We start from the raw sequence: 19,425 nt of genomic DNA, 5'->3' as shown, positions 1-19,425 counted from the left end.
AATACGGCATGCCTCAACAGGTCAATTACGGCGTCATCGGATGTGGGATGATGGGTCAGGAGCACCTTCGCAATATCGCCCTTCTGCCCGACACGCGCGTGTCTGCAATCTTCGAACCGGACACCGACATGGCCGCACAGGCTTTGGCATATGCGCCAGAGGCGACATTGGTCGACAGCGTCGACGCCTTGCTGGAAATCGCGGACCTAGATTGCATCCTGATCGTCAGCCCCAATTTCCGCCATGTCGAGCAGCTGGAAGCCTTGGCACAAAAACGCGCCCTTCCTGTGTTGGTCGAAAAGCCGCTGTTCACTGATCCTCAGGATGTCGAACGCGTAGAGGCATTTCGCCTGAACTACCCCGCGCCTGTCTGGGTTGCGATGGAATACCGCTACATGCCGCCGATCGCGACTTTCCTGAGCGAAGCAGCAGAGGCGACAGGCGGGGTTAAAATGCTGACGATCCGCGAACATCGCTTTCCGTTCCTGCCAAAGGTCGGCGACTGGAACCGCTTTAACCGCAACACCGGCGGCACGTTCGTAGAGAAATGCTGCCACTTCTTCGACCTGATGCGGCTGGTTATCCAGTCAGAACCCGTGCGCATCATGGCATCGGGTGGCCAAGACGTGAACCACCTTGAAGAATCCTACAATGGAGAGACGCCGGACATCTTCGACAATGGATATGTCATCGTTGATTTCGCGTCGGGCGCCCGCTCTGTTCTGGAACTCTGCATGTTTGCCGAGGGTGCGCGCTACCAAGAGGAAATCTCCGCCGTCGGTCCAAGGGGTAAGATCGAGGCCCTTGTGCCCGGGCCTGGACGTTTCTGGCCTGATCATCTTGGTGCACCACCTGTCCCGCAAGTCATTGTAAGCCCACGCAACCCGAAGGGGCCTCGTGCCCGCGACATCCCAGTCGACCCGACCATACTAGTTGCAGGCGATCACAACGGATCGACATTCTACCAGCATCAAGGTTTCGTCGAACTGGTGCGCGGGAAACGGGAAGCAGCCGATGTAAGCCTAGATGACGGAATGATATCCGTCATCATGGGCATGGCTGCGCAACTTTCCATGAAGGAGCATCGCGCGGTGGAGATTGCCGAGATCGCCGGTCGCAATGCCAAGCGAACACTGCCTTAGGAACCTTCGGCACAAGCAAGCGGTCGTTTCCTGTCGTAGCTTTGCCGAAGCATTTTTTCAGTCCGGGCAAGTCCCGCGTCCGTAAAGATCCGACGCTCTAAGCCAAGCGAACGCTATTCATATGATCCAAATGCTTGCAAAAATCGTCTTCGCGCATGCTTTCGGACAACGCGCGATGTAGGAACGCTGCTTGCGTCTCTGGCGCCAGCCCGTTGATGGGAGGGTCGCGATCAAGATTTGTCGGGAACGGATAACCTTCAGCGGTTGCAGCAATTGCCGCAGATAGTTCTGCGACACTCAGTGTCTTTTCATCATGCGCCCGAATAGCATGGGGAAACAGCAGCCTACACATCTTGTCTCGATCAATCGCTTCCAAAGCGCGACCGAATGCAGAAGAAACCTGCAGCAGGTTGGCAAAACGGTGAATGCCTTGGCTCGTGTTCGCTCCAGCGGCATGAAACAGAGCCGGGTTGAAAAAGATCGTATCTCCCTTGGAAAGCGGCAACTGCACGTAACGCTCTTCAAACAGCGCCCGAAAATCCTCGCGACGCCATGCCGCGTATCCTGGGCGATACGCTTGGGAGAACGGCAGCAACTTTGTCGGGCCACTTTCCAAGGGCATGTCGCAATGCGCGATGGCGCCCTGAAGCGTTAGTATGGGCGAAATATCATGGACATGTGCTGGGTACGATGCACAAACCTCTGCGGGCTGAAAACCCAGATGGTAGTCGCGATGAGGCTGTTGAGGGGAGGCACCCGGATGTACAAGGTTCACCTGCGCGGTCATCTGATAGTTGGGTCCCAACCAAGCTTCGCTGACGGCGGCAATGGCGACATTGGCAAAATAGCGCAAAAACACATCCGGAGAGGCTTCGCACAGCTTCTGAAGCGAGTTCCATACCCGGTCATTTGCACCAGCGGCCGCAAAGTGATCCGCTCCTCCACCAGAGGCTAGTTTTTCCGCAGCGATGATACGTTCGTAGATGCGGGTCGCTTCATCTAGTACTGCAGTATCAGTGTATGATTGCTTTAGAACCACTACTCCAGCTCCGCTGCGCAGAACGCGCGCCCACTCCGCCATGATCTCCCTGCGGGGTCGACCTTCCATTAGAGCTGGTCGCAGGTCCTCCATATGATAGATCGGAATGTTTTTTTCGATCGCAACTGCATGAGGCACATGCTCTGCACTGGTGGTTTGATCAATGAGTGCCGTGAACTCCCTTAAGTCGCAAGCGTCTGGATCGTAGTACGGGGCGGAATTCTCAACGGTATCTTGCACAACAGGTCCTCTCATCTTCATCGCCACCATAAGGGGGTTCAAGATTGCAATGGCTGAGGAAACACATCAAAAATACATCAAATGACCCATCGCTTTCCGATAAAAGAGATTGCCCGTCAGGCAGGGTTGAGTACAGCAACCGTGGACAGGGCTCTGAACGATCGAGCACATGTCAGTCCGCAGACTAAGCTACGTGTGACTGCGGCGATAAAAGAGTTGGTGGCACAGGAGTCTCAGCTCGCCGCCCGTGGCAGGCGCCTTTTCTTTGATTTTGTTATAGAGGCACCAAGCCGGTTCAGTCGGGAAGTAAAAGCCGCCGTAGATGCAATCCTACCGCAGATCGGGACGGCGGTTTGCCGACCAAGATTTCTGTTGCAAGAGATCATGGAGGAACAAGAGGTCGTCGGCGCCCTCAAACGCATCTTGAAGCGCGGTAGTCATGGTGTTTGCCTCAAGGCGCGCGACACGCCCAAAATCAGGGATGCGGTGAATGCGTTAGCGTCTGCCAAGATTCCCGTTATCACCCTTGTGACAGATATTGCTGGCACCAATCGGCTTGCCTATGTGGGGTTGGACAACGCAGGCGCAGGCCGCACTGCCGCCTACCTTGTTGCCCAGACAGTTGGAAATGCCTCCGGCACGGTCTTGGCGACACGTAGCCATGAACGCTTTTTAGGAGAAGAGGAACGGAAATCGGCTTTTGCCGAAGCTTTGGCAAACCGCTGTCCTAAGCTGCGGATCGTTTCAGTCGAAGGTGGTGGCGGAGTTAGTTTCGAGACGTCTAAAATTCTATTGAAAGCGATGGATAGTATTCTCGACCTGCGGGCCGTGTATTCTATGGGAGGTGGCAACAGGTCAATCTTGGATACTCTTGAGGGGCATGGCTTGAAGCCGAAAGTGTTTGTGGCGCACGACCTCGACCAAGAAAACAAGAGGCTGTTGCTGGAACGGCGGCTGGATTTCGTCCTGCATCACGATCTGAAGATCGACATTGGCAATGCCTTCAACGCCTTTTTGGCATTCCATCAGCTCTTAGCCGAACCCGCATCAGTATCGGTTTCGACGGTTCAGGTGCTGACGCCTGAAAACGTTCCTGAATCATAAATTTGATTCTTTGCAGCCGACCCCCGCTCGTTATCTCTGGGGCAGACAACTCGCATTAGGCAACAAGAATCGGCGGGTGAACTAACCCTGCCCCACCGCTGCCACATTCCAATCCGGGGCCTGCCACAAAGCGGTCTAGAACCCGTACGACCTTGGTATGAAACAGCTCAAACCTCGGGTTGTAGATGGTACTTTGCGACCATGGGCGGATACCGGATTTCCAACACCTCATTCAGTTTTGTTTTTATCCGGGTCACTTCCGACCCCTCTTACACGAAAGCGAGACCACACCATGAACCTGACACGCAAAGCACTCAAAACTGTCCTTCGCACCTTCTGCAAAGACGAAGACGGCGCGACCGCAATTGAATACGGCCTGTTCGCAGCCCTCGTGGGCGCTGTGATCGTCGGCACAGTCGCTTCCCTCGGGACCGAAACCAAAGCAGGTTTTGCAACGATGGAGAAGGCCTTGCAGGACAACAAGCCCGTCGAAGAGACAAGCTAAACGAAGCGACCCGGAAGTTGGTGCGCACGGCCTGCCCGTGCGCACCACTTGAGGCCACCCCAAAACCAAGGACACTCCCAATGCCATTCGATTCCGCATCCGCGACCACCACCGCTCGGTTCGCCGCTTACGTTTGCACCGATCAAGGCGCAGCACTGGCACGATCCGTGATCGAGCAAAGCGGCGGCGACATCTCGTCACTGCATGGCGGCGGGCTTAGCGGCGCAGCGCGACTTTGTGCTGAGACACCAGAAGCCCAGACGCTTCTGACGGAATTCGGAAACATCCCGATCGACTTGGCCTGCGAGTGTGTCACTGAAATCTGCCGCACGGGGGCAAACGTCATCGTACTGGGTCAACAAACCGACATCGAAACCTACCGTGCCCTGCGCAAAGCCGGTGCGCTGGAGTTCTTTACTTTCCCTGTGCGTGCCGAAGACATTTTGTCGGTCCAACCTACAGCACCAGCCGTAACAATTCCTGCAACCCCTGCGCCCGTTAAGAGCCCGTCCATCGCGGTGATGGGTAGCAATGGCGGCGTCGGGGCCAGCCTTTTTGCGCAAAACCTGGCCTTCCATGCAGCCGCGCCAAAAGGTGCCAATTTGCGGACTGCTCTTTTGGACGCAGACCTCCTGTTTGGCTCGCAGGCGATTGATCTTGATCGTGACGAAACGCCGGGTCTGTTCGAAGCGCTCAAAGCACCCAACCGTCTTGACGCGACTTATATCGGGGCGACCATGGACAACTTGCATGAGCAATTGTCCCTCTATTCCCATCAAGTCAGAATTGGCCAAGACGGGCAGTCCTTCGAGGCGGGACTACCGCAGATTTTCGAACCCCTTCGCGCCGAGTTTAGCGCTGTTGTGACCGACCTGCCGCGGCGCGTCGTCATGCAACAGCCAGATGTGATCTCGCATTTGGATACTTTGGTTGTCGTTATTCCAGCCGGATTTGCTGGGGTGAATGCCGCAAACCGCCTAATCGAGCGCATCAAAGCTCAGTCCCCTGATGTCCGTATTTTGCCTGTCCTGTCTGAGTTGCGTCGCGATGCTGGTCTGTCTCAGAAAGATGTCGCCTCAACGCTAGGCCACAAGATCATCGCCGTCCTGCCCCGCTCGGACGCCGCGATCTTGCGCGCCCACCGCGCGGCGCGGCCTTTGATCGAGGCACAACCACGCGGTTCTTACGCAAAGGCCACTCAAAAAATCTGGAACGCGGCAGTCGCGGGCGCACCTGCGCCTCGCACACCAGCGCGACAGTCGCTGGCCAGAAGGATTTTCGGATGACCGTTCATATCCCTCAGCTATCCATGGCCCACGCGCTGGCTCAAGTTCTGGAGATCGCCAAGCAGATTGACGGCACACGTCTATCCGCAGCGGAGCGGGCAAACGTTGCCGTGACCTACGCATTGGAGAGGTCTGCCTCCCCCTGGCCGTTGGCGTTGCAACGCGAAATCCTCGCGAAAGCAACACACGCTTTAAGCGGCGAGACACCCGCGCAGTCGGTCGTGCCGGCGGCGCAACCGAAGCTGCCACCACGCGAGCCCGCAAAACCAGTGGCGGCCGAAGCCTCCGCCGATCTGATGAACCTTGCCAATGAGGTCATCCGCGATCTGACCGAAATTCTTGACTTTTCCGACTTGGCGGGACAACCGCGTGACGAGCAGGAAAGTGTAATCTGCGACAGTATCCGCACGCTATCTGAGAAGCGCAAATTGCATCTGAACGGAAGCGAGGTCGCGAACCTTGTGAACGCGGTGCTTGCCGATATGCTCGGGCTTGGTCCATTGGAGGCGTTGTTGGCCGATGACCGTGTGACCGACATCATGGTCAATGGCCACAAGCAAGTCTATGTGGAACGGTCCGGCAAACTTGAGCTAACGCGCATTCAGTTTCGCGATAACGCACACGTCTTTGCAATCGCCAGCCGTATTGTCGCCGCCGTTGGCCGCCGCATCGATGAAGCACAGCCGATGGTGGACGCCCGTCTCAAAGACGGCAGCCGAGTGAACGTCACTGTGCCGCCGTTGGCCATTGACGGCCCCACCATCACAATCCGCAAGTTTCCGTCCAACCCCGTCAAGCTCGATGCACTCGTGCAAGGTGGAAGCATGACGTCGCAGATGGCGGCTTTCCTCGGACTGGCAGCCCTGTTGCGGCTCAACATCTTGGTCTCGGGGGGAACAGGCTCTGGCAAGACGACCCTGATGAACGCTATGTCGCAATTCATCCCTGCGGGCGAGCGCCTTGTCACCATCGAAGACGCCGCCGAACTGCGCTTTCAGCAGCCGCATGTCGTGAGGTTCGAAACCCGCCCCCCGAATGTAGAAGGCACCGGCGAGGTCACTATGCGGACCCTTGTCCGTAATGCGCTTCGGATGCGCCCCGACCGCATCATCATCGGGGAAATTCGCGGCGACGAAGTTCTAGATCTGTTGCAGGCCATGAACACAGGCCATGACGGCTCGATGAGCACCCTTCACGCCAATTCTCCGCGCGAGGCTCTAACGCGGGTCGAGAGCATGGCCGCCCTAGCAGGGTTCGCGCCTGGCAACGGCGTAGTACGCCGGCAATTGACCGACGCCGTACACCTAATTGTTCAAGTCTCGCGCATGCGCGATGGCAAACGCCGGATCACCTCAATCTCTGAAATCGCTGGGCTTGAAGGCGATACCGTAACTTTGCAGGATCTGTTCACATTCGAGACAGACCCAAGCAGTACACGCACTGAAGTCAAAGGCGAATTTCGCTATTCTGGTTACCGCCCGAAATTTGCCAAGCGCGCAGCAGAATATGGCGTAGGCGACGAGCTTGACGCATTGTTGGGGAGCTAATCGATGTCAGATATTCTTCTCTTATTTGCCGCAAGTTTCGCAGTTTTCGCAGGTCTGGCCCTGTTTCTATTGATCCGCGCTGACCGCACGCGACGCGCACACCGCGCTCGGTTGCTTCGTGTGCGTTCAGACGTTCTTGAAACACCACTTAAGCCCACCAAACGCATCAAGACTGGTGACGAGAGCCAAAGCCTGACCGCACGTATTGAGCGACAGCTCGTGCAGACTAGCCTGCGGGTCAGCATTCCGGAGCTGTTGGCGCAATTGTCGCTTGCTATGCTGGGCCTCTACGCTGTGGCCGTTCTGGTTTTGGACCTTCACCCGCTTATCGCTTTGCCCGCCTCTATTGTCCTCCCCGTTCTGGCAGCACTTTTGATCCTTCGCATCGCAAAGAACCGCTATCGGACTGCATTTACGTCGGAACTGCCAGAAGCGCTGGATGTCTTTGCACGCGGATTGCGGGCGGGACGCCCGGTTTCGGATTCGCTGGCAATCGTTGTCGAAAACGCAAAGGGGCCGATCCAAACAGAGTTCACTCGCTGCCGCGATGAGATGCGCATGGGCACCACCCTGCCCGATACTCTTGGTCGCCTAGAGGCCCGCATTCCGACACCAGAAGTCAGCTTCTTCGCTGTGGCGACGTCCTTGCAAGCCGAAACCGGCGGCAACCTGATCGAGACTATGGAAGGTCTCGCCAACCAGCTGCGCGAGCGCCGCAAGCTGCGTAAAAAAGCGCGCGCCTTGTCGTCAGAGGCCCGAGCGAGCGCGGTTATCCTCGCGTCGCTGCCTTTCGCAGTCGCTTTCCTGCTGGCCGCCCTGAACGGCGCTTATCTGGAGCCACTCTATACCGACCCACGTGGTCAAGTCATGTCCGTCGTGGCTGTAACCAGCATCGCCGCAGGGGTGTTCTTGATGGCGCAAATGGGGAAGCTCGATGTCTGATACTTTCGCTCAAACCGTCTTCTGGCTCACCTTCTCTAGCCTCGTTCTTTCTATGGTTGGCTTCGCCGCATTGCTTCAGAACGAGCGCCAGCGTTCCAAACTGTCGGCCCGTCTAAGCCGTGCGATTGGCACTGGTCCATCACGCAATTCGCAGACCGCTGCATCGGCGCGTGGCAGTCTGTTGCATGCTCGCATGCGCCTGCGCCGGGTCATTGCCCAGATGGGCGAGCGGCTTTCTGTCGTCTTGGGCGGCGAGGCTCATAGCACCGCAGCCCACCTTGCTTCCGCGGGGTATAGAAGCCGTGATGCATTGTTGATCTATGCGTTCCTCAAAACCGTGCTGCCCCTTGCCGCTGTAATAGCTGGCGTGGCTTGGGTGCTGGCGACAACACCGATCGGTCTGGAAATGATGGTGCCCGGCGCAACTGTAATCGCCGCAGCGCTCGCGCTGTCCAAAGGCGTCGACATGGTTGTAGACGCTACCCGCTCCAAACGCCTAGCTCGTATCCGCAGGGGCTTTCCGGACATGTTGGAGCTTCTCGTAATTTCGTCCGAAGCAGGTCTTGGCCCGCAGCCCGCCTTGCACCGCGTCGCAAAAGAGCTGGCCGCAACCAGCTCCGAGCTTGCGCAAGAAATACTGCAAATGGTGTCTGAAATGCGCATGACAAATGACCGTCGCGGTGCCTACCAAAAGCTCGGCATCCGCGTGCCATTGCCTGAGATAAGCGTCTTCACCCAGACACTTGATCAATCTGACACCTACGGCACACCGTTTTCTCGCGCGATGCGCACGCTGATCAACGAGCAACGCGCCAACCGCTTGATGGCGGTCGAGGAAAAGGCCGCACGCTTGCCGGTGATCATGACCATTCCGCTTATCTTTTGCATCATGCCTGCCGTCTTCGTCGTGCTGATCGGGCCGGCTGCTCTCAGTGTTTTCGACAACATCATCGCCGGAGGTTGAGTTCAATGCCCAGAACTGTAGTCAGCCAACTCCGCCGCTTCCAGCGCGACCCATCCGGGGCGGTCGCGATTGAATTTGTCCTCATCGCGCCCCTGCTCCTGACCTTGTTGTTCGGCATTATCACGCTGGGCTATTTCATCGGCGTCAGCCACTCCGTTCATCAGTTGGCTGCGGGTGCCGCTCGTGCCTCTGTAGCAGGATTGGACGAGACTGAGCGCTCGGAACTTGCGGACGCCTATTTATCTCAAGCAGGCCAACACTACCCGTTATTGGTGCAAACCGAAGTGACGCCAGACGTTATCTTTGATGGCGGTGCGCAGGCAGGGATTACCGTGAATGTAAGCTATGACATCGACGGCTCCCTCCTTGACATTGCAAACGGGTTTCTGGGCCTTGGGCTGACCACAATCGATGGGAGTGCCTACCTTGCTTACTAATCGAATCAAAGACTTCGGCTCGCAAGAAAATGGGACAGTCGCCGTCACAGTGTCCTTGATGCTGACGGTGATTTTCGGCTTTGTCGCGCTCGGCATCGACGTGGCCGCGCTGTATCGCGAGCGCGCACTATTGCAATCCGTCAGCGACGTCACCGCGCTCAGCGCGATGGCACAGCCCGACGATGCAGCGGGCCGCGCGCACAGCGTGATCGCCCGCAACTCAGTCCCCAACAGTGCGGTTAATGCACTGCAAACGGGTCGTTTCTTGCGCAACCCCGCAATTGCACCAGAGGATCGCTTCACCGCCCTTCCATCTGGCAGCCCCGGCATCAACGCTGTTAGCGTTACATTGCAAAATGACGCGCCATTGTACTTCGCAAAGGTTTTTGCAGATCACTCCCACGTGAGCCTCGCGCGTACTGCTCTTGCCACTCGCACAGGCGCGGCGAGTTTCGAGTTGGACAGCCATATTGCGTCCCTCGACACCGCGGGCCTGAACCAAGCCTTAACCACAAGTTACGGCGCATCCGCAGAGCTGAGTGCAGGCGACATGCAAGCGCTCGCCGACGCAAAAATTGATCTTGGTTCGCTTCTAGAGGCCTTGGATACGCAAATCGGCTCAGACAGCCGTAATCCTGCAGTGATATTGAACGCGAGCACCACCGCTGGTGAAATTCTTGCAGCGCTTCAATCGGTACTGCCCGCCGGTGCCGCTAACCGCCTTGGGGCTCTGTCTGGTGCCGCAGGTAGTGCGCCCGTTGCAATCGCTGATCTGATCGGCGGCATCGACACCGACCTTGGCCTGACCGCAACCGAGTTTTTGGGCGAGATCGAGATATCGGCCTTGGATGTGATCCGCGCACTTGTAGCGGTTGAGGTACCCGGCCAGGCCCTGACCCTCGACACCAATGTCGCCGTTACCGGCGTCATCGACCTGGAGGCCTCGCTGACCGCTGGAGAGCCACCTGCGCAATCTGGCTGGATCGCACTTGGCGAGGAAGGCGTTCAACTGCACCGTGCTGCCGTACGCCTAAGCACGGATTTAACGTTAGAGCCCAACCTTCTGAGCGGTCTTGGCGCAACAGTTAAGGTCGCGAAGCTCAACTTGCCGATCTACACCGAGATGGCTGGATCATCGGCGACGCTGGAGGAACTGAGCTGCAACATTGCCATGCCGAACGACATCGCAGCTTCTTTCTCGACTGCACACTCTGCCTTGAATCCTGCCAACGGAACCTCCGTCGCAGCTCTGTATCTTGGCACGCTCCCCGACGGCCAAGTTGGAGCAATCGACCCGCAGGAGCTAGAGTTTGCGGACGTGTTGGACGTCTCCGTCGTTATCGATCTGCCGCTTCTGCCAGACATCACGATCTCTGGCATCACCATTCAGGCCCGTTCGCATGTCGCCGTCGGTCAATCGCGGACAGACGTGATTACTTTCACGCAAGATGAAATCTCCCGTGGCGCGACGACAAAGACTTTCGGATCAGGCAACCTGTTGTCGAGCGCTGTGGGCGACTTGCTGTCCCCCGAGAATACTGTGTTTCGCGTAAAACCTGGGCAAGATGACCTAATAGGCGACCTCGCTGGCCCTGTCGTATCTAGTCTTTTGCAGACGCTTCCGGCGCAACTGCTCTTAGCAGCAACGACACCCGTAGACGGGGTGTTGGATGCAGTATTGTCGGATCTAGGCGTGTCGCTTGGCGCAGGGGAATTGAGTCTGACAGGACATCACTGTGAACCCATTCGTTTAGCGCTTTGACGAAATTCGGCGCGTCCCGCGCAGGGATAACGAAAGCAAAAGGACCGGCCTGATGAGGCCGACCCTTTTTCGGATCACGTAAGGTTTAACAATGCTCTTACGATGCGCGAGGCATACGGCCCGCCAGCGGCAAGGAGGCCTGTGTCGACCGCTGCACATTGTCGTCCTCGGGCTCTTTTACCATCGCGCAGACTTCATCCGTTACGAACGCGATTAGCTGATACCGCGATTCCAACCCGGATTTCTGATAGATTTTTCCAAGCTGTGATTTGACTGTCGCAACTGCACAACCGCGCATTTCGGCGATCTCGCTGTTGGAGAACCCTTTCACAACGAAAATGGCAACGTCCGCTTCGGCCTGCGACAGTCCCCAATCGCGAGCATTTCGCAAAATGACGGTTTCTTTAGCAACTGGCTCACTCACACCTGGCGCCAGTTTTTCTTTGCGCTGGCGGTCCAGATAGGCGCGCAACTGGGTGAAGCTGAAGTAGGCGACCGCCGCCGTTAGTCCGAAGAAGAGCGCGAAAAGGCCGGACACTAAAGCCTGATCGATTTGCTCGGGCCGCAAGACGAATCTCACAACGACGAAGGTCTTAATCGCAGCAATTGCAAGCACCGCAGCAAGCCCCAAAACCCAAATACGCGACATAATAAATCTCCTATCAACTGCATCTTACATTGTTGAAGAATTGGCAACAATAATGGCTAAAATATGTCACGGATCCGGCTGACTGATGTAGTTTAAAAGCGCCACGCTCGACATGCCATTCTAACGAAGGAATTCGTACTGCGGAGCGCACTGACCCTTCATATAATCGCACAAGAGTCTCTTAGAGAATCCGCAACTTATTATTTTTATTAAACAATTACACTTTCGACGTTCATACAGCGTCATGTTACTGATTCAGCGAACTCCTGTAGGATTTGACCCCAAAGGCTGAAATCTCTGGCGCAAGTGGGCGCTGGCAATGTTCAGAACGAGCGCATTTTCTGTGTGGTTACGCAACGTCGCCTCTTAGGTCCTGAGACGTCTAGCTGAGTTGCGGGTTTGTTTACGCTACGGCAGATGCAAGTTGTCTTTCGAACACCACCATATTCACCACTTTGCCCAAGGCGAAAAAGGGCAGCCCGGCTTGCGGGCCGCCCCTCACATTTCCTTACGCGTTTGTGCGTTACTCCTGTGCGGTGATAACGGTCATCACCAGCTTGCCATCGGGCTTGATCGGGCCGTCTTCCTTGGCACCCAGCGTGTATTCGAAGACACCGGTAGCCATCCCGCCCGCTTCGGAGTGAACCATCAGCATCAGCATTTCGCCTGGTTTGACCTCTTCGGTCAGGATCGCTGCGACGTCAGATGTCTCGCCTGCACGAATTGGAGCGTAGCCAACAACAGGGCCAGGCTTCATTGCAGCGTCAGTGCGGTGAACGACCAGCCAGCCGTTTTCGCCAGCCATGATCTTGTCGGCGCTGACGATACCATTTGCGACAGATTGGTCGGCGGCCATGACCATCGGTGCAGCGTGGCCATCTGCGAATGTGGCGGTCGCTGTAAGTGACAGGGCGGCTGCAAGGATCAACTGTTTCATATCATATTTCTCCGTTGTGTTCAGGCTGCGTTTTGCAGCCATCCTTTCAGTCACGAAGGCCAAAACGGGAAAGTTTCAAACTTTCGTGCGAGTGGCGAAGATTTTTTCTATACGACAGCGCCCACAAGGTGCGCGAGACTATGCCAGCCGCCCAAGCTCGCGTGCAAATAGCGTCTCGATCTCACTACGGGATAGCGACAGTTTGCTGTCAGCACGCGCAACAGACTCCGGAAAGTCAGACCTGTTCAAGGGCTTTGAAAGGCGGATCAAAAGCTGTTTCATCATCAAACTCCATGTTTGTTTTCCAGCCCCGATAGAACTCACGTCCCATGCCTCGCAAAAGTTTCAGCGATATCGAAATAACGTGCAGAGTGCGGATAAGCCTTTGACTTACTGAGTATGCAGGTCAGTATTCCTTAGCAGTGCATAGGCACCGAATTGGAATGATATGACGACACCATCTGACATTGATCGCATGATATCGCGGGTCGCCCTCGGGGACCGAACTGCGTTTTCTCAACTCTATGATGCAACTTCCGCGAAACTTTTCGGGGTGGCGCTGCGTGTGTTGAACAATACCGCCAATGCCGAGGATGTTCTGCAAGAGACATACATGAAGGTTTGGCGCTACGCAGATAGATACGCAAGCAATGGAATGAGCCCGATGACCTGGCTAATTACAATTGCCCGAAACACAGCCATTGATAGGCTGCGGGCCACCAAGCAGACCTCCGACATCGCCGATGTCGAGGATCGCATGGCGGCACCCGGACCTACGCCCGAGCAATCCGCCGTGGCAGGGTCCGAGGCGAGACGTATCGTCGGGTGCTTGGAAGAGTTGCCGGGCGACCGCCGTGCAGCCGTTCGCGGTGCCTATCTGGAGGGGGAAAGCTACGCCGATCTTGCGGCGAAATTTGACGTTCCGCTGAACACGATGCGCACATGGCTGCGCCGCTCACTTTTGGCTTTGCGGGAATGCATGACCCAATGACAGATGATCTGACCCCAGAAGAAGAGAGCCGCGCCCTCGCCGCAGAGTACGTTCTGCGCTTGATGAGTCCCGAAGACGAACGCGCCTTTGAGTCACGCCTTGCCGAAGACCGTGACCTAGAGAATGATGTCGCTGAATGGGTGGCGCATTTCGAACCTCTCGCTGACGAGTTTGCCTCTGTCGCGCCTCCCAAGGCGTTGAAGGCGCGGCTGACGGCTGACCTGTTCGGGGCGCCCGAGAAACCCGCCTCGATCTGGGCGCGGCTTGGTTTGTGGCAAGGAATTTCACTCACCGCTACTGCAGCTGCAGCCGTTATGGCTGTGATGCTCGTTATACAGCCAGTCCCTGAAGTCCCTACCGCAGGTCAGATGTTCGTGAGCGAGATTGCCGCAGAAGACGACAGCCTGCGCGTTTTGGCTGTGTATGACAGCGCAACCGGCGATTTGCGTTTGACCCGGACAGCCGGCCAAGCCGCTGGAGGCCGCGACTTTGAGCTTTGGGCAATCGTTGGCGACAACGCGCCGGTATCTCTTGGGGTTCTGACTGACGATGAAAGCAGCGAAATCGAGCTTCCAGAAGCACTTCGGGCTTCTTTGGGGGAAGCGGTTCTCGCAATCTCTGACGAACCTGATGGGGGCTCAACCACAGGTGCACCCACGGGCGCTGTGTTGGCGGTCGGACAGGTCAGCGAAGTCTGAAATCGCTTTTGAACGAGCTTAGAGGCAAGACTGCTCATCCGAAGACGACAGTCGCCCCGACTGAACTGATCAGCGAAAGGCGACTGTGCGCGTTGTAGCGTCAAACGGACGCTGTGCCGCCGCGCGGACCAGCGATCAGCCACGCAATAACGCCTACGACTGGCAATACCAGCACCAGCAACGTCCAAAGCACTTTGGTTCCCGTTGAGGCTCCGCTCGAGATGATCTGGATGATTGCATAAACGTTTGCGATCAGGACCACGAGGCCCAGAAGTCCATATTCCATTGTCTTAACTCCTTATGAAATTGCCATCGCGAGGTCGTCGCGCGGCGGTGGCGCTGCCTAGTCGACCGCACCTATGGTCCGGTCTTGTCACTGAGCTGCCGAGGATTTGGAAAAAGGGGCGGAACTCGTCCCGCCCCTCTTTGCGTTTTAGCCGTCGTACGCAGGCTGCTGTTCGAGCGCCTCTTGGGTCGCATCAATATAGACGCGCACAGTGTCCTCCTCGGCAGAGCGGACGATTTGTAGCTCGTCCAGTGTTACGGCTACAGAGCGTTCACCCAAGCCAAGGAACCCGCCCACGTCGATGACTGCACGATCCAGCTTGCCGTCGTCGGTCAGCAGCAACATGCTCACCTCACCGATGTCTTCGTCATTCGGACCATACACTCGCGCGCCTGTCAGATCTTCGGTTGTCAGGTCGTCACGCTCGACGTTCGCGTAACCTTCACGCGTCATGGTCGGAGCCGTGAACATCGGGCGATCCATGGAAGCATCAGTGGAGTGGCCCGCCATTGCTCCCTCGTAGGTTGGAGCTTCTTTCACGCCCGCAGCGCTTGCACTAACCACCAGGAAGTAGTCATCTGCATCTTCGCCGTCGCTCACGAATTTCAGCTGCGACATGTCAATGGCAACATCTTTTTCACCGATGCCGACGAATCCACCGACACCTACGATGATGGCCTGAACGTCACCCCCACGGGTAAGAACGATCTCGTTGATCTCGCCGATGTCGTCCCATTCCTTCTCGCCATCTGCGGCGACTGGGGTATCGTTGTTGATATCGGCCTCGGTCGCGTAGACGCGCATTCCGATTAGCTCAGATGCATTCAGGTTGACGCTTTCGTCAAATTTCAGCGCATTGAATGCGGCCATATGACCGTCTGCAAAGGCTGCGGTGCTCAAGACCAAAGCGGCGGCGGTTGAAGTAAGAAAATGTTTCATATTCTGTTCCTTTCTGATTACGCGTCCATGCTGAGACGCTCTGGGAACACAACTATTCTACTGGACAAAAGTTCCTGAAATTTCGAACAAAAATATTATAAAACAAATGCTTAAGGTCGGAACGACTAAAGCCCCACGCGATTAAACCGTGTGAGGTAAACGAAGCATTTCGGAGCTTTCATCGGCATTCTCGTTGCAGCTAAAGTTGCAACTCACCTGCTATATGCTCTCAGCTTCCTCGGGATGTCAGGCGTCACTGGGCAATATTTTGCATATCGCTAACTGTTATTTGCCACCCCTGTCGATTGATCGGTAGGTGACAAGAACGTGCCGAATGTTTTCAAACTCTCTACGTGGTCACACACGACCTTGAAGACGAGCAGGAATGGAACCGCGACAATTGCGCCTGCGATACCCCACAACCACCCCCACAGCACAACTGTCAGGAAAACCGCCACGATGTTCAGCTCCATCCGTCGACCGACAATGTAAGGCGTGACGAACTGCGCTTCTGAGGACGTCAAAACCTGATAGGTCAAGGGCGCCAGCAGGGCATAACTGAGGCTATCGAAAGTCACGATTGCATATGCTGCGACAAGTAGCGTTCCGATGATCCCGCCCAGCACGGGGAGATAATTCAGGAGAAACGCAACAATTCCCCAAACATATGCGTATTCCAGCCCTAGCGCCCACAAAGCAAGCGTAACACTAAGGCCAAGGGCGGCGTTGATAAGCGTGATTGTCAAAAGATAGACCGAAACCTGCCGCTCGATGTCATACACCGTGCTCAGCGCGCGCTTTTTGTCGCCTAGTGACGTGAAGGCGGCGATGAGCTTACGGTAAAACAGATCACCCGAAGCAAGTAAAAAGAGCGCCAAAATCAGTGCGACGCCGATTGTCGTAAGGGTACTTGCCGCAATCGTCACGGCAGAGTTTAGCAAGGTGGGCGGCTGGACGACGACGGGCTGACTTATGTCAGACGTATCTCCGGCCATCTCTTCGATGTCCTTGGACGCCTTTTTAACGACCTCCAGCGCCTCGTTCACTCCGCTTAGTTTCTGACGAAGTTGCTTGGCAATGGCTGGGGCGTCACTGGTCCACTCGCTGATTGTCCCGCTGGCAAAGAAAACCGCCAGTGCAATGGCCAACGTCGCGCCGGTCATGAGCAACGCCGCCCCGATCCCAGCGGACATTCCGATGCGCTGGAGCGCACGGTTTGCGGGACTGAGGGTCAGCGCGATCAGGGCGCCCAACATGACTGGCAGAACCAGCTCGCGCGCGAAGTAAGCAACGACGAAGACGGCCAGCACGCTAAGAAGCACCAAGCTTCTGCGGATCGACTTCAGGTCATCGTCCATTGAGCGCCCCCTCAAGAAAGTCGACTACCGCAAGCCTATGAAAGACAGGATGGCGAGGACGACGACAACAAGGCCTACGATGTAAATGATTCTGTTCATGGTTCTGATCCCTCTATTGGTTGAGTTAGCTTTCGGAAGTGCTGTCTCAACGTGCCATAGCGAAATTGGTTCCATCTCAACTTATGGAACCGATGCTGCCTCTTTGTCGTTGGGCTGCGAACATTGAAAGGATTCTAGTCATGAACATCATCAAGATTGCTGCCGTTTTTGCTTTCGGAGCGCTGGCCGCTTGCGAAACCATTGATGGCGCAGGGCGCGACATCAGCACAGCAGGACAGGTCGTCAGCGACACAGCGCGAGACGTGCAAGAAGATCTGTAACCTGACCCTACTTGAGCATCATTCGCTGGTCGGGACGGAATCCACAACGCGACCAGTTTGGAACCAAACCTTGGCTCGTGCGTTTGGAGCCATAAGCAATAAACGGAGAAATGACATGTTAGAAGTTTCTGGTATAGGCGGCCTCATCGTCCTCGTCCTCGACCTTTGGGCGATCGTTTCGATTATTGGATCGCGCGCCAGCACGGGAGCAAAGGTGGGCTGGACACTACTCGTTGTCCTGCTGCCGATCCTTGGCTTTATCATCTGGTTCTTTGCCGGGCCCCGCTCCTCGGCGCGCCACGCTTAAACACGATTGAATTGAAACAACCAAAGCCGCCCAAGCAATTAGGGCGGCTTTTTTTTTGCGCTTGGGCCTGTGAGGTTCGCCTCTTTCACATAATGGGTCTCTTCGGGGTTTCCTCAACCTCCATTTTGGCCAACTCTGCCAGTTTGGCTATATTGTTAATTTGCAGATCGCCCCCCATCCAGCTTGCCAGTTGACGATCCCTCAGCTTTGCGAGCGTTTTGTTTGTGTGGACCAAAGAAAGGCCCAACGCGTCAGCCATGTCTTGTTGCCGATAGGGCAACGGCATCGTGTTGCCATTCACAAGCCCAAGCGCATTGCCACGCTGGAATATCCGCACCAGCGCCCACGCTATGGCTTCAAGAGCACTGCGTTGACCCACAGATGCCATCGCCTCGCCCAAGAAGTGTTCCTCGACAGCAGCCATCCATGTCAAATCGAACGCCCGGCCTGGGTGGGCGCGAAAAAAGTTCCAGAACTCGCTGCGATCGAAAACGCATAGAGTCATCTGTGTTGTGGCCTCGACGGAGTGACCCATTTCCCCCATTACTCCCGCTTGCAATCCGATAAAGTCACCGGGGAACACGAAATTGATCACCTGGCGCTGGCCGTCAGGCAATAGTTTGTAACGCAAGCCCATGCCCCTCAAAGCAGTAAAGAGCTGCGGGCTATTGGATCCTTCCATCAAAAGCGGTGTGCCCGCGTCGATTTTCAGCTCACCTGATTTGAATTTCTCCATGAATTTTACTTCGTCAGAGGAGAGCTCGACGAACAGATCTTTCCCGCGTAGCGGACAATTTTGGCACTTGATCACCATGCGACTTCTTCCCCATTGCTATGTCATAGTTTAATGCGCGTTATTTGAAATTGATCCAGACAGTATGCTTTCGAGGATGCTGAAACATGAAGCACATTTACGTTGTGGTTGAACGCGACCCGTTGGTGGCAATCGATCTTCAGGAGATCATCGCGGACTACGATGATGGCGCATCCGTGAGGTTGGTGGAGACTTTGGATGACGCTGTAGCAATTCTGACCACCACGCTGTCGACAGCAACGGTTGTGGTCAGCAGTTCCGCCGACCTCGTGATTTCGTCAGGCCTTGGAGACGCTGTCTCAAGCACGCAGTCCCGCATGATCATCATTGATCAGGAAGTTAGCGCCGAGCCCGGTTCAGTGTTGCACTGTCGCTATCTTAAAGCGCCGTTCACGACAGAGTCGCTGACGCAGGCTCTCTCGACGTTTAGCGACGTTGCGCAGTAGCACCGGCCTGCATGCCCTGCAAAAAGGCCTGCATCAAGGGCGGCGACGACTGCTGCTGATGCGCATGAACTGTTCCATGGCTTTCATCCGCCTGCTTGCGGGACCCAGCCAGTGCCATAACAACAAATCCGATCCCCACGTAGGTCAGTCCGATCGCGGTGGCCGCGGTCAACGTATCCGCCAGCGCGGTCAAGTAGATCCACGCCGCAACAGTCAGGAAAGCAACACCAACTGCTAGCATGAGTCCGCCGAAAGCCGACAGCGCGAACCCTCGCGCAGCCGACTTTGCTTTGTATTCAAGAGTTTTGAACATCTTAACGACGGTTGCTCAGAAAACCGATCAGGAACCCGGCGCCCGCAGCGATTGCGAGTGACGTTGCAGGTTGCTTGATTACAAAATCATTCGCTTGGTTTTGAAGATCCGCGGCGCGTTCTTTGGCTTTCTCGTATTGCTCAGCTCCGCTTGCGCGGGCAGCTTCGGCCTTGGCCTTTGCGACCTCGGATATCTCGCCCGCCTTTCCTTTGCTCATTTCGGCTATGATTTCGGTAAGCCCGATCAAGTCGGATTTCAGTGTCGCCAGTTGGGCGGCGACATCCTCGGAGTTCGGGGTTGAAATTTCTTCGAGTTTTGCTGTTGCGCGTGCCATTTCAG

General features: G+C 56.1%; 24 protein-coding genes and 1 pseudogene. 15 read left to right on the top strand and 10 right to left on the bottom strand.

Annotated elements, in window-relative coordinates; translation table 11 throughout:
* The first annotated feature begins 8 nt into the window (after nt 1-8).
* Nucleotides 9-1,142 (top strand): Gfo/Idh/MocA family protein, encoded by a 1,134-nt coding sequence (locus BM352_RS06080; RefSeq protein ID WP_090213826.1) that lies wholly within the window; start codon nt 9-11, stop codon nt 1,140-1,142.
* Between the two features lie 97 nt (nt 1,143-1,239).
* Here the strand turns inward: BM352_RS06080 and BM352_RS06075 are convergent, their stop codons facing one another.
* On the bottom strand, nt 1,240-2,436 hold the full coding sequence (locus tag BM352_RS06075; RefSeq protein WP_090219889.1) for a phytanoyl-CoA dioxygenase family protein: 1,197 nt from the start codon (nt 2,434-2,436) through the stop codon (nt 1,240-1,242).
* A gap of 66 nt (nt 2,437-2,502) precedes the next feature.
* Between BM352_RS06075 and BM352_RS19265 the strand changes: the two are divergent.
* From BM352_RS19265 to BM352_RS06035, 9 genes and pseudogenes are all read left to right on the top strand, one after another.
* Nucleotides 2,503-2,583, top strand: a pseudogene (locus BM352_RS19265) (helix-turn-helix domain-containing protein); the annotation flags it as partial.
* 222 nt (nt 2,584-2,805) lie between these two features.
* Complete coding sequence (locus BM352_RS06070) at nt 2,806-3,525, top strand: substrate-binding domain-containing protein (protein ID WP_342713620.1); 720 nt, start codon at nt 2,806-2,808, stop codon at nt 3,523-3,525.
* Nucleotides 3,526-3,817: 292 nt separating this feature from the next.
* Nucleotides 3,818-4,030, top strand: coding sequence for a Flp family type IVb pilin (locus BM352_RS06065; protein ID WP_090213821.1), 213 nt, complete (start codon nt 3,818-3,820; stop codon nt 4,028-4,030).
* 80 nt (nt 4,031-4,110) lie between these two features.
* Nucleotides 4,111-5,316, top strand: a complete 1,206-nt coding sequence (locus BM352_RS06060) for a CpaE/TadZ family protein (RefSeq protein WP_090213818.1) — start codon at nt 4,111-4,113, stop codon at nt 5,314-5,316.
* A complete protein-coding gene (locus BM352_RS06055; RefSeq protein ID WP_245780926.1) occupies nt 5,313-6,863 on the top strand; it encodes a TadA family conjugal transfer-associated ATPase in 1,551 nt (516 codons plus the stop codon). Before BM352_RS06060 ends, BM352_RS06055 begins: the two co-directional genes overlap by 4 nt.
* 3 nt (nt 6,864-6,866) lie before the next feature.
* A complete protein-coding gene (locus tag BM352_RS06050) occupies nt 6,867-7,805 on the top strand; it encodes a type II secretion system F family protein (RefSeq protein ID WP_090213815.1) in 939 nt (312 codons plus the stop codon).
* Nucleotides 7,798-8,769: a type II secretion system F family protein gene (locus BM352_RS06045; RefSeq protein ID WP_090213812.1), complete on the top strand. Its 972-nt coding sequence runs from the start codon at nt 7,798-7,800 to the stop codon at nt 8,767-8,769. Before BM352_RS06050 ends, BM352_RS06045 begins: the two co-directional genes overlap by 8 nt.
* Before the next feature lie 5 nt (nt 8,770-8,774).
* Nucleotides 8,775-9,206, top strand: coding sequence for a TadE/TadG family type IV pilus assembly protein (locus BM352_RS06040; protein ID WP_090213810.1), 432 nt, complete (start codon nt 8,775-8,777; stop codon nt 9,204-9,206).
* A complete protein-coding gene (locus BM352_RS06035; RefSeq protein WP_175500633.1) occupies nt 9,196-10,968 on the top strand; it encodes a TadG family pilus assembly protein in 1,773 nt (590 codons plus the stop codon). Before BM352_RS06040 ends, BM352_RS06035 begins: the two co-directional genes overlap by 11 nt.
* Nucleotides 10,969-11,065: 97 nt before the next feature.
* Here the strand turns inward: BM352_RS06035 and BM352_RS06030 are convergent, their stop codons facing one another.
* From BM352_RS06030 to BM352_RS18930, 3 genes are all read right to left on the bottom strand, one after another.
* Nucleotides 11,066-11,617 carry a helix-turn-helix transcriptional regulator gene (locus tag BM352_RS06030; protein WP_090213805.1) on the bottom strand — a complete coding sequence of 184 codons (552 nt, stop codon included), beginning with the start codon at nt 11,615-11,617 and terminating at the stop codon, nt 11,066-11,068.
* Nucleotides 11,618-12,140: 523 nt separating this feature from the next.
* Nucleotides 12,141-12,554 carry a DUF7282 domain-containing protein gene (locus BM352_RS06025; protein WP_090213801.1) on the bottom strand — a complete coding sequence of 138 codons (414 nt, stop codon included), beginning with the start codon at nt 12,552-12,554 and terminating at the stop codon, nt 12,141-12,143.
* Between the two features lie 138 nt (nt 12,555-12,692).
* Nucleotides 12,693-12,836, bottom strand: a complete 144-nt coding sequence (locus BM352_RS18930) for a hypothetical protein (protein WP_175500632.1) — start codon at nt 12,834-12,836, stop codon at nt 12,693-12,695.
* A gap of 166 nt (nt 12,837-13,002) precedes the next feature.
* Between BM352_RS18930 and BM352_RS06020 the strand changes: the two genes are divergently transcribed.
* Together BM352_RS06020 and BM352_RS06015 are read left to right on the top strand one after the other, a co-directional pair.
* The gene (locus BM352_RS06020) at nt 13,003-13,545 is read left to right on the top strand and encodes a sigma-70 family RNA polymerase sigma factor (RefSeq protein ID WP_090213799.1); all 543 of its coding nucleotides are present in this window, start codon (nt 13,003-13,005) and stop codon (nt 13,543-13,545) included.
* On the top strand, nt 13,542-14,243 hold the full coding sequence (locus BM352_RS06015; protein WP_175500631.1) for an anti-sigma factor: 702 nt from the start codon (nt 13,542-13,544) through the stop codon (nt 14,241-14,243). The genes BM352_RS06020 and BM352_RS06015 overlap by 4 nt, the downstream gene beginning before the upstream one ends.
* Nucleotides 14,244-14,343: 100 nt before the next feature.
* On the opposite strand, the gene BM352_RS06010 is transcribed toward BM352_RS06015, so the two are convergent.
* From BM352_RS06010 to BM352_RS06000, 3 genes are all read right to left on the bottom strand, one after another.
* On the bottom strand, nt 14,344-14,529 hold the full coding sequence (locus BM352_RS06010) for a PLDc N-terminal domain-containing protein (protein ID WP_090213794.1): 186 nt from the start codon (nt 14,527-14,529) through the stop codon (nt 14,344-14,346).
* 147 nt (nt 14,530-14,676) lie between these two features.
* Nucleotides 14,677-15,468: a PRC-barrel domain-containing protein gene (locus BM352_RS06005; protein WP_090213792.1), complete on the bottom strand. Its 792-nt coding sequence runs from the start codon at nt 15,466-15,468 to the stop codon at nt 14,677-14,679.
* Nucleotides 15,469-15,746: 278 nt separating this feature from the next.
* Nucleotides 15,747-16,826: an AI-2E family transporter gene (locus BM352_RS06000; protein WP_090213790.1), complete on the bottom strand. Its 1,080-nt coding sequence runs from the start codon at nt 16,824-16,826 to the stop codon at nt 15,747-15,749.
* A 239-nt stretch (nt 16,827-17,065) separates the two neighbouring features.
* Here BM352_RS06000 and BM352_RS05995 point away from each other — a divergent pair, with 239 nt between their 5' ends.
* Together BM352_RS05995 and BM352_RS05990 are read left to right on the top strand one after the other, a co-directional pair.
* Nucleotides 17,066-17,206 (top strand): entericidin A/B family lipoprotein, encoded by a 141-nt coding sequence (locus tag BM352_RS05995; RefSeq protein WP_090213787.1) that lies wholly within the window; start codon nt 17,066-17,068, stop codon nt 17,204-17,206.
* Nucleotides 17,207-17,321: 115 nt separating this feature from the next.
* Complete coding sequence (locus BM352_RS05990) at nt 17,322-17,513, top strand: PLD nuclease N-terminal domain-containing protein (RefSeq protein ID WP_090213784.1); 192 nt, start codon at nt 17,322-17,324, stop codon at nt 17,511-17,513.
* 85 nt (nt 17,514-17,598) lie between these two features.
* On the opposite strand, the gene BM352_RS05985 is transcribed toward BM352_RS05990, so the two are convergent.
* A complete protein-coding gene (locus tag BM352_RS05985; RefSeq protein ID WP_090213782.1) occupies nt 17,599-18,327 on the bottom strand; it encodes a Crp/Fnr family transcriptional regulator in 729 nt (242 codons plus the stop codon).
* Nucleotides 18,328-18,413: 86 nt separating this feature from the next.
* Here BM352_RS05985 and BM352_RS05980 point away from each other — a divergent pair, with 86 nt between their 5' ends.
* Nucleotides 18,414-18,773: a hypothetical protein gene (locus BM352_RS05980; protein ID WP_090213780.1), complete on the top strand. Its 360-nt coding sequence runs from the start codon at nt 18,414-18,416 to the stop codon at nt 18,771-18,773.
* On the opposite strand, the gene BM352_RS05975 is transcribed toward BM352_RS05980, so the two are convergent.
* Entirely contained in the window at nt 18,754-19,086 is a 333-nt protein-coding gene (locus BM352_RS05975; protein ID WP_090213777.1) for a phage holin family protein, read from the bottom strand. The two genes, BM352_RS05980 and BM352_RS05975, sit on opposite strands and share 20 nt — an antisense overlap.
* 1 nt (nt 19,087) lies before the next feature.
* Complete coding sequence (locus BM352_RS05970) at nt 19,088-19,420, bottom strand: ElaB/YgaM/YqjD family protein (RefSeq protein WP_090213775.1); 333 nt, start codon at nt 19,418-19,420, stop codon at nt 19,088-19,090.
* Nucleotides 19,421-19,425: the final 5 nt, after the last annotated feature.

This window comes from Litoreibacter janthinus (assembly GCF_900111945.1).
Classification (GTDB): domain Bacteria; phylum Pseudomonadota; class Alphaproteobacteria; order Rhodobacterales; family Rhodobacteraceae; genus Litoreibacter; species Litoreibacter janthinus.
This window is presented reverse-complemented; position numbering and strand designations above follow the sequence as displayed.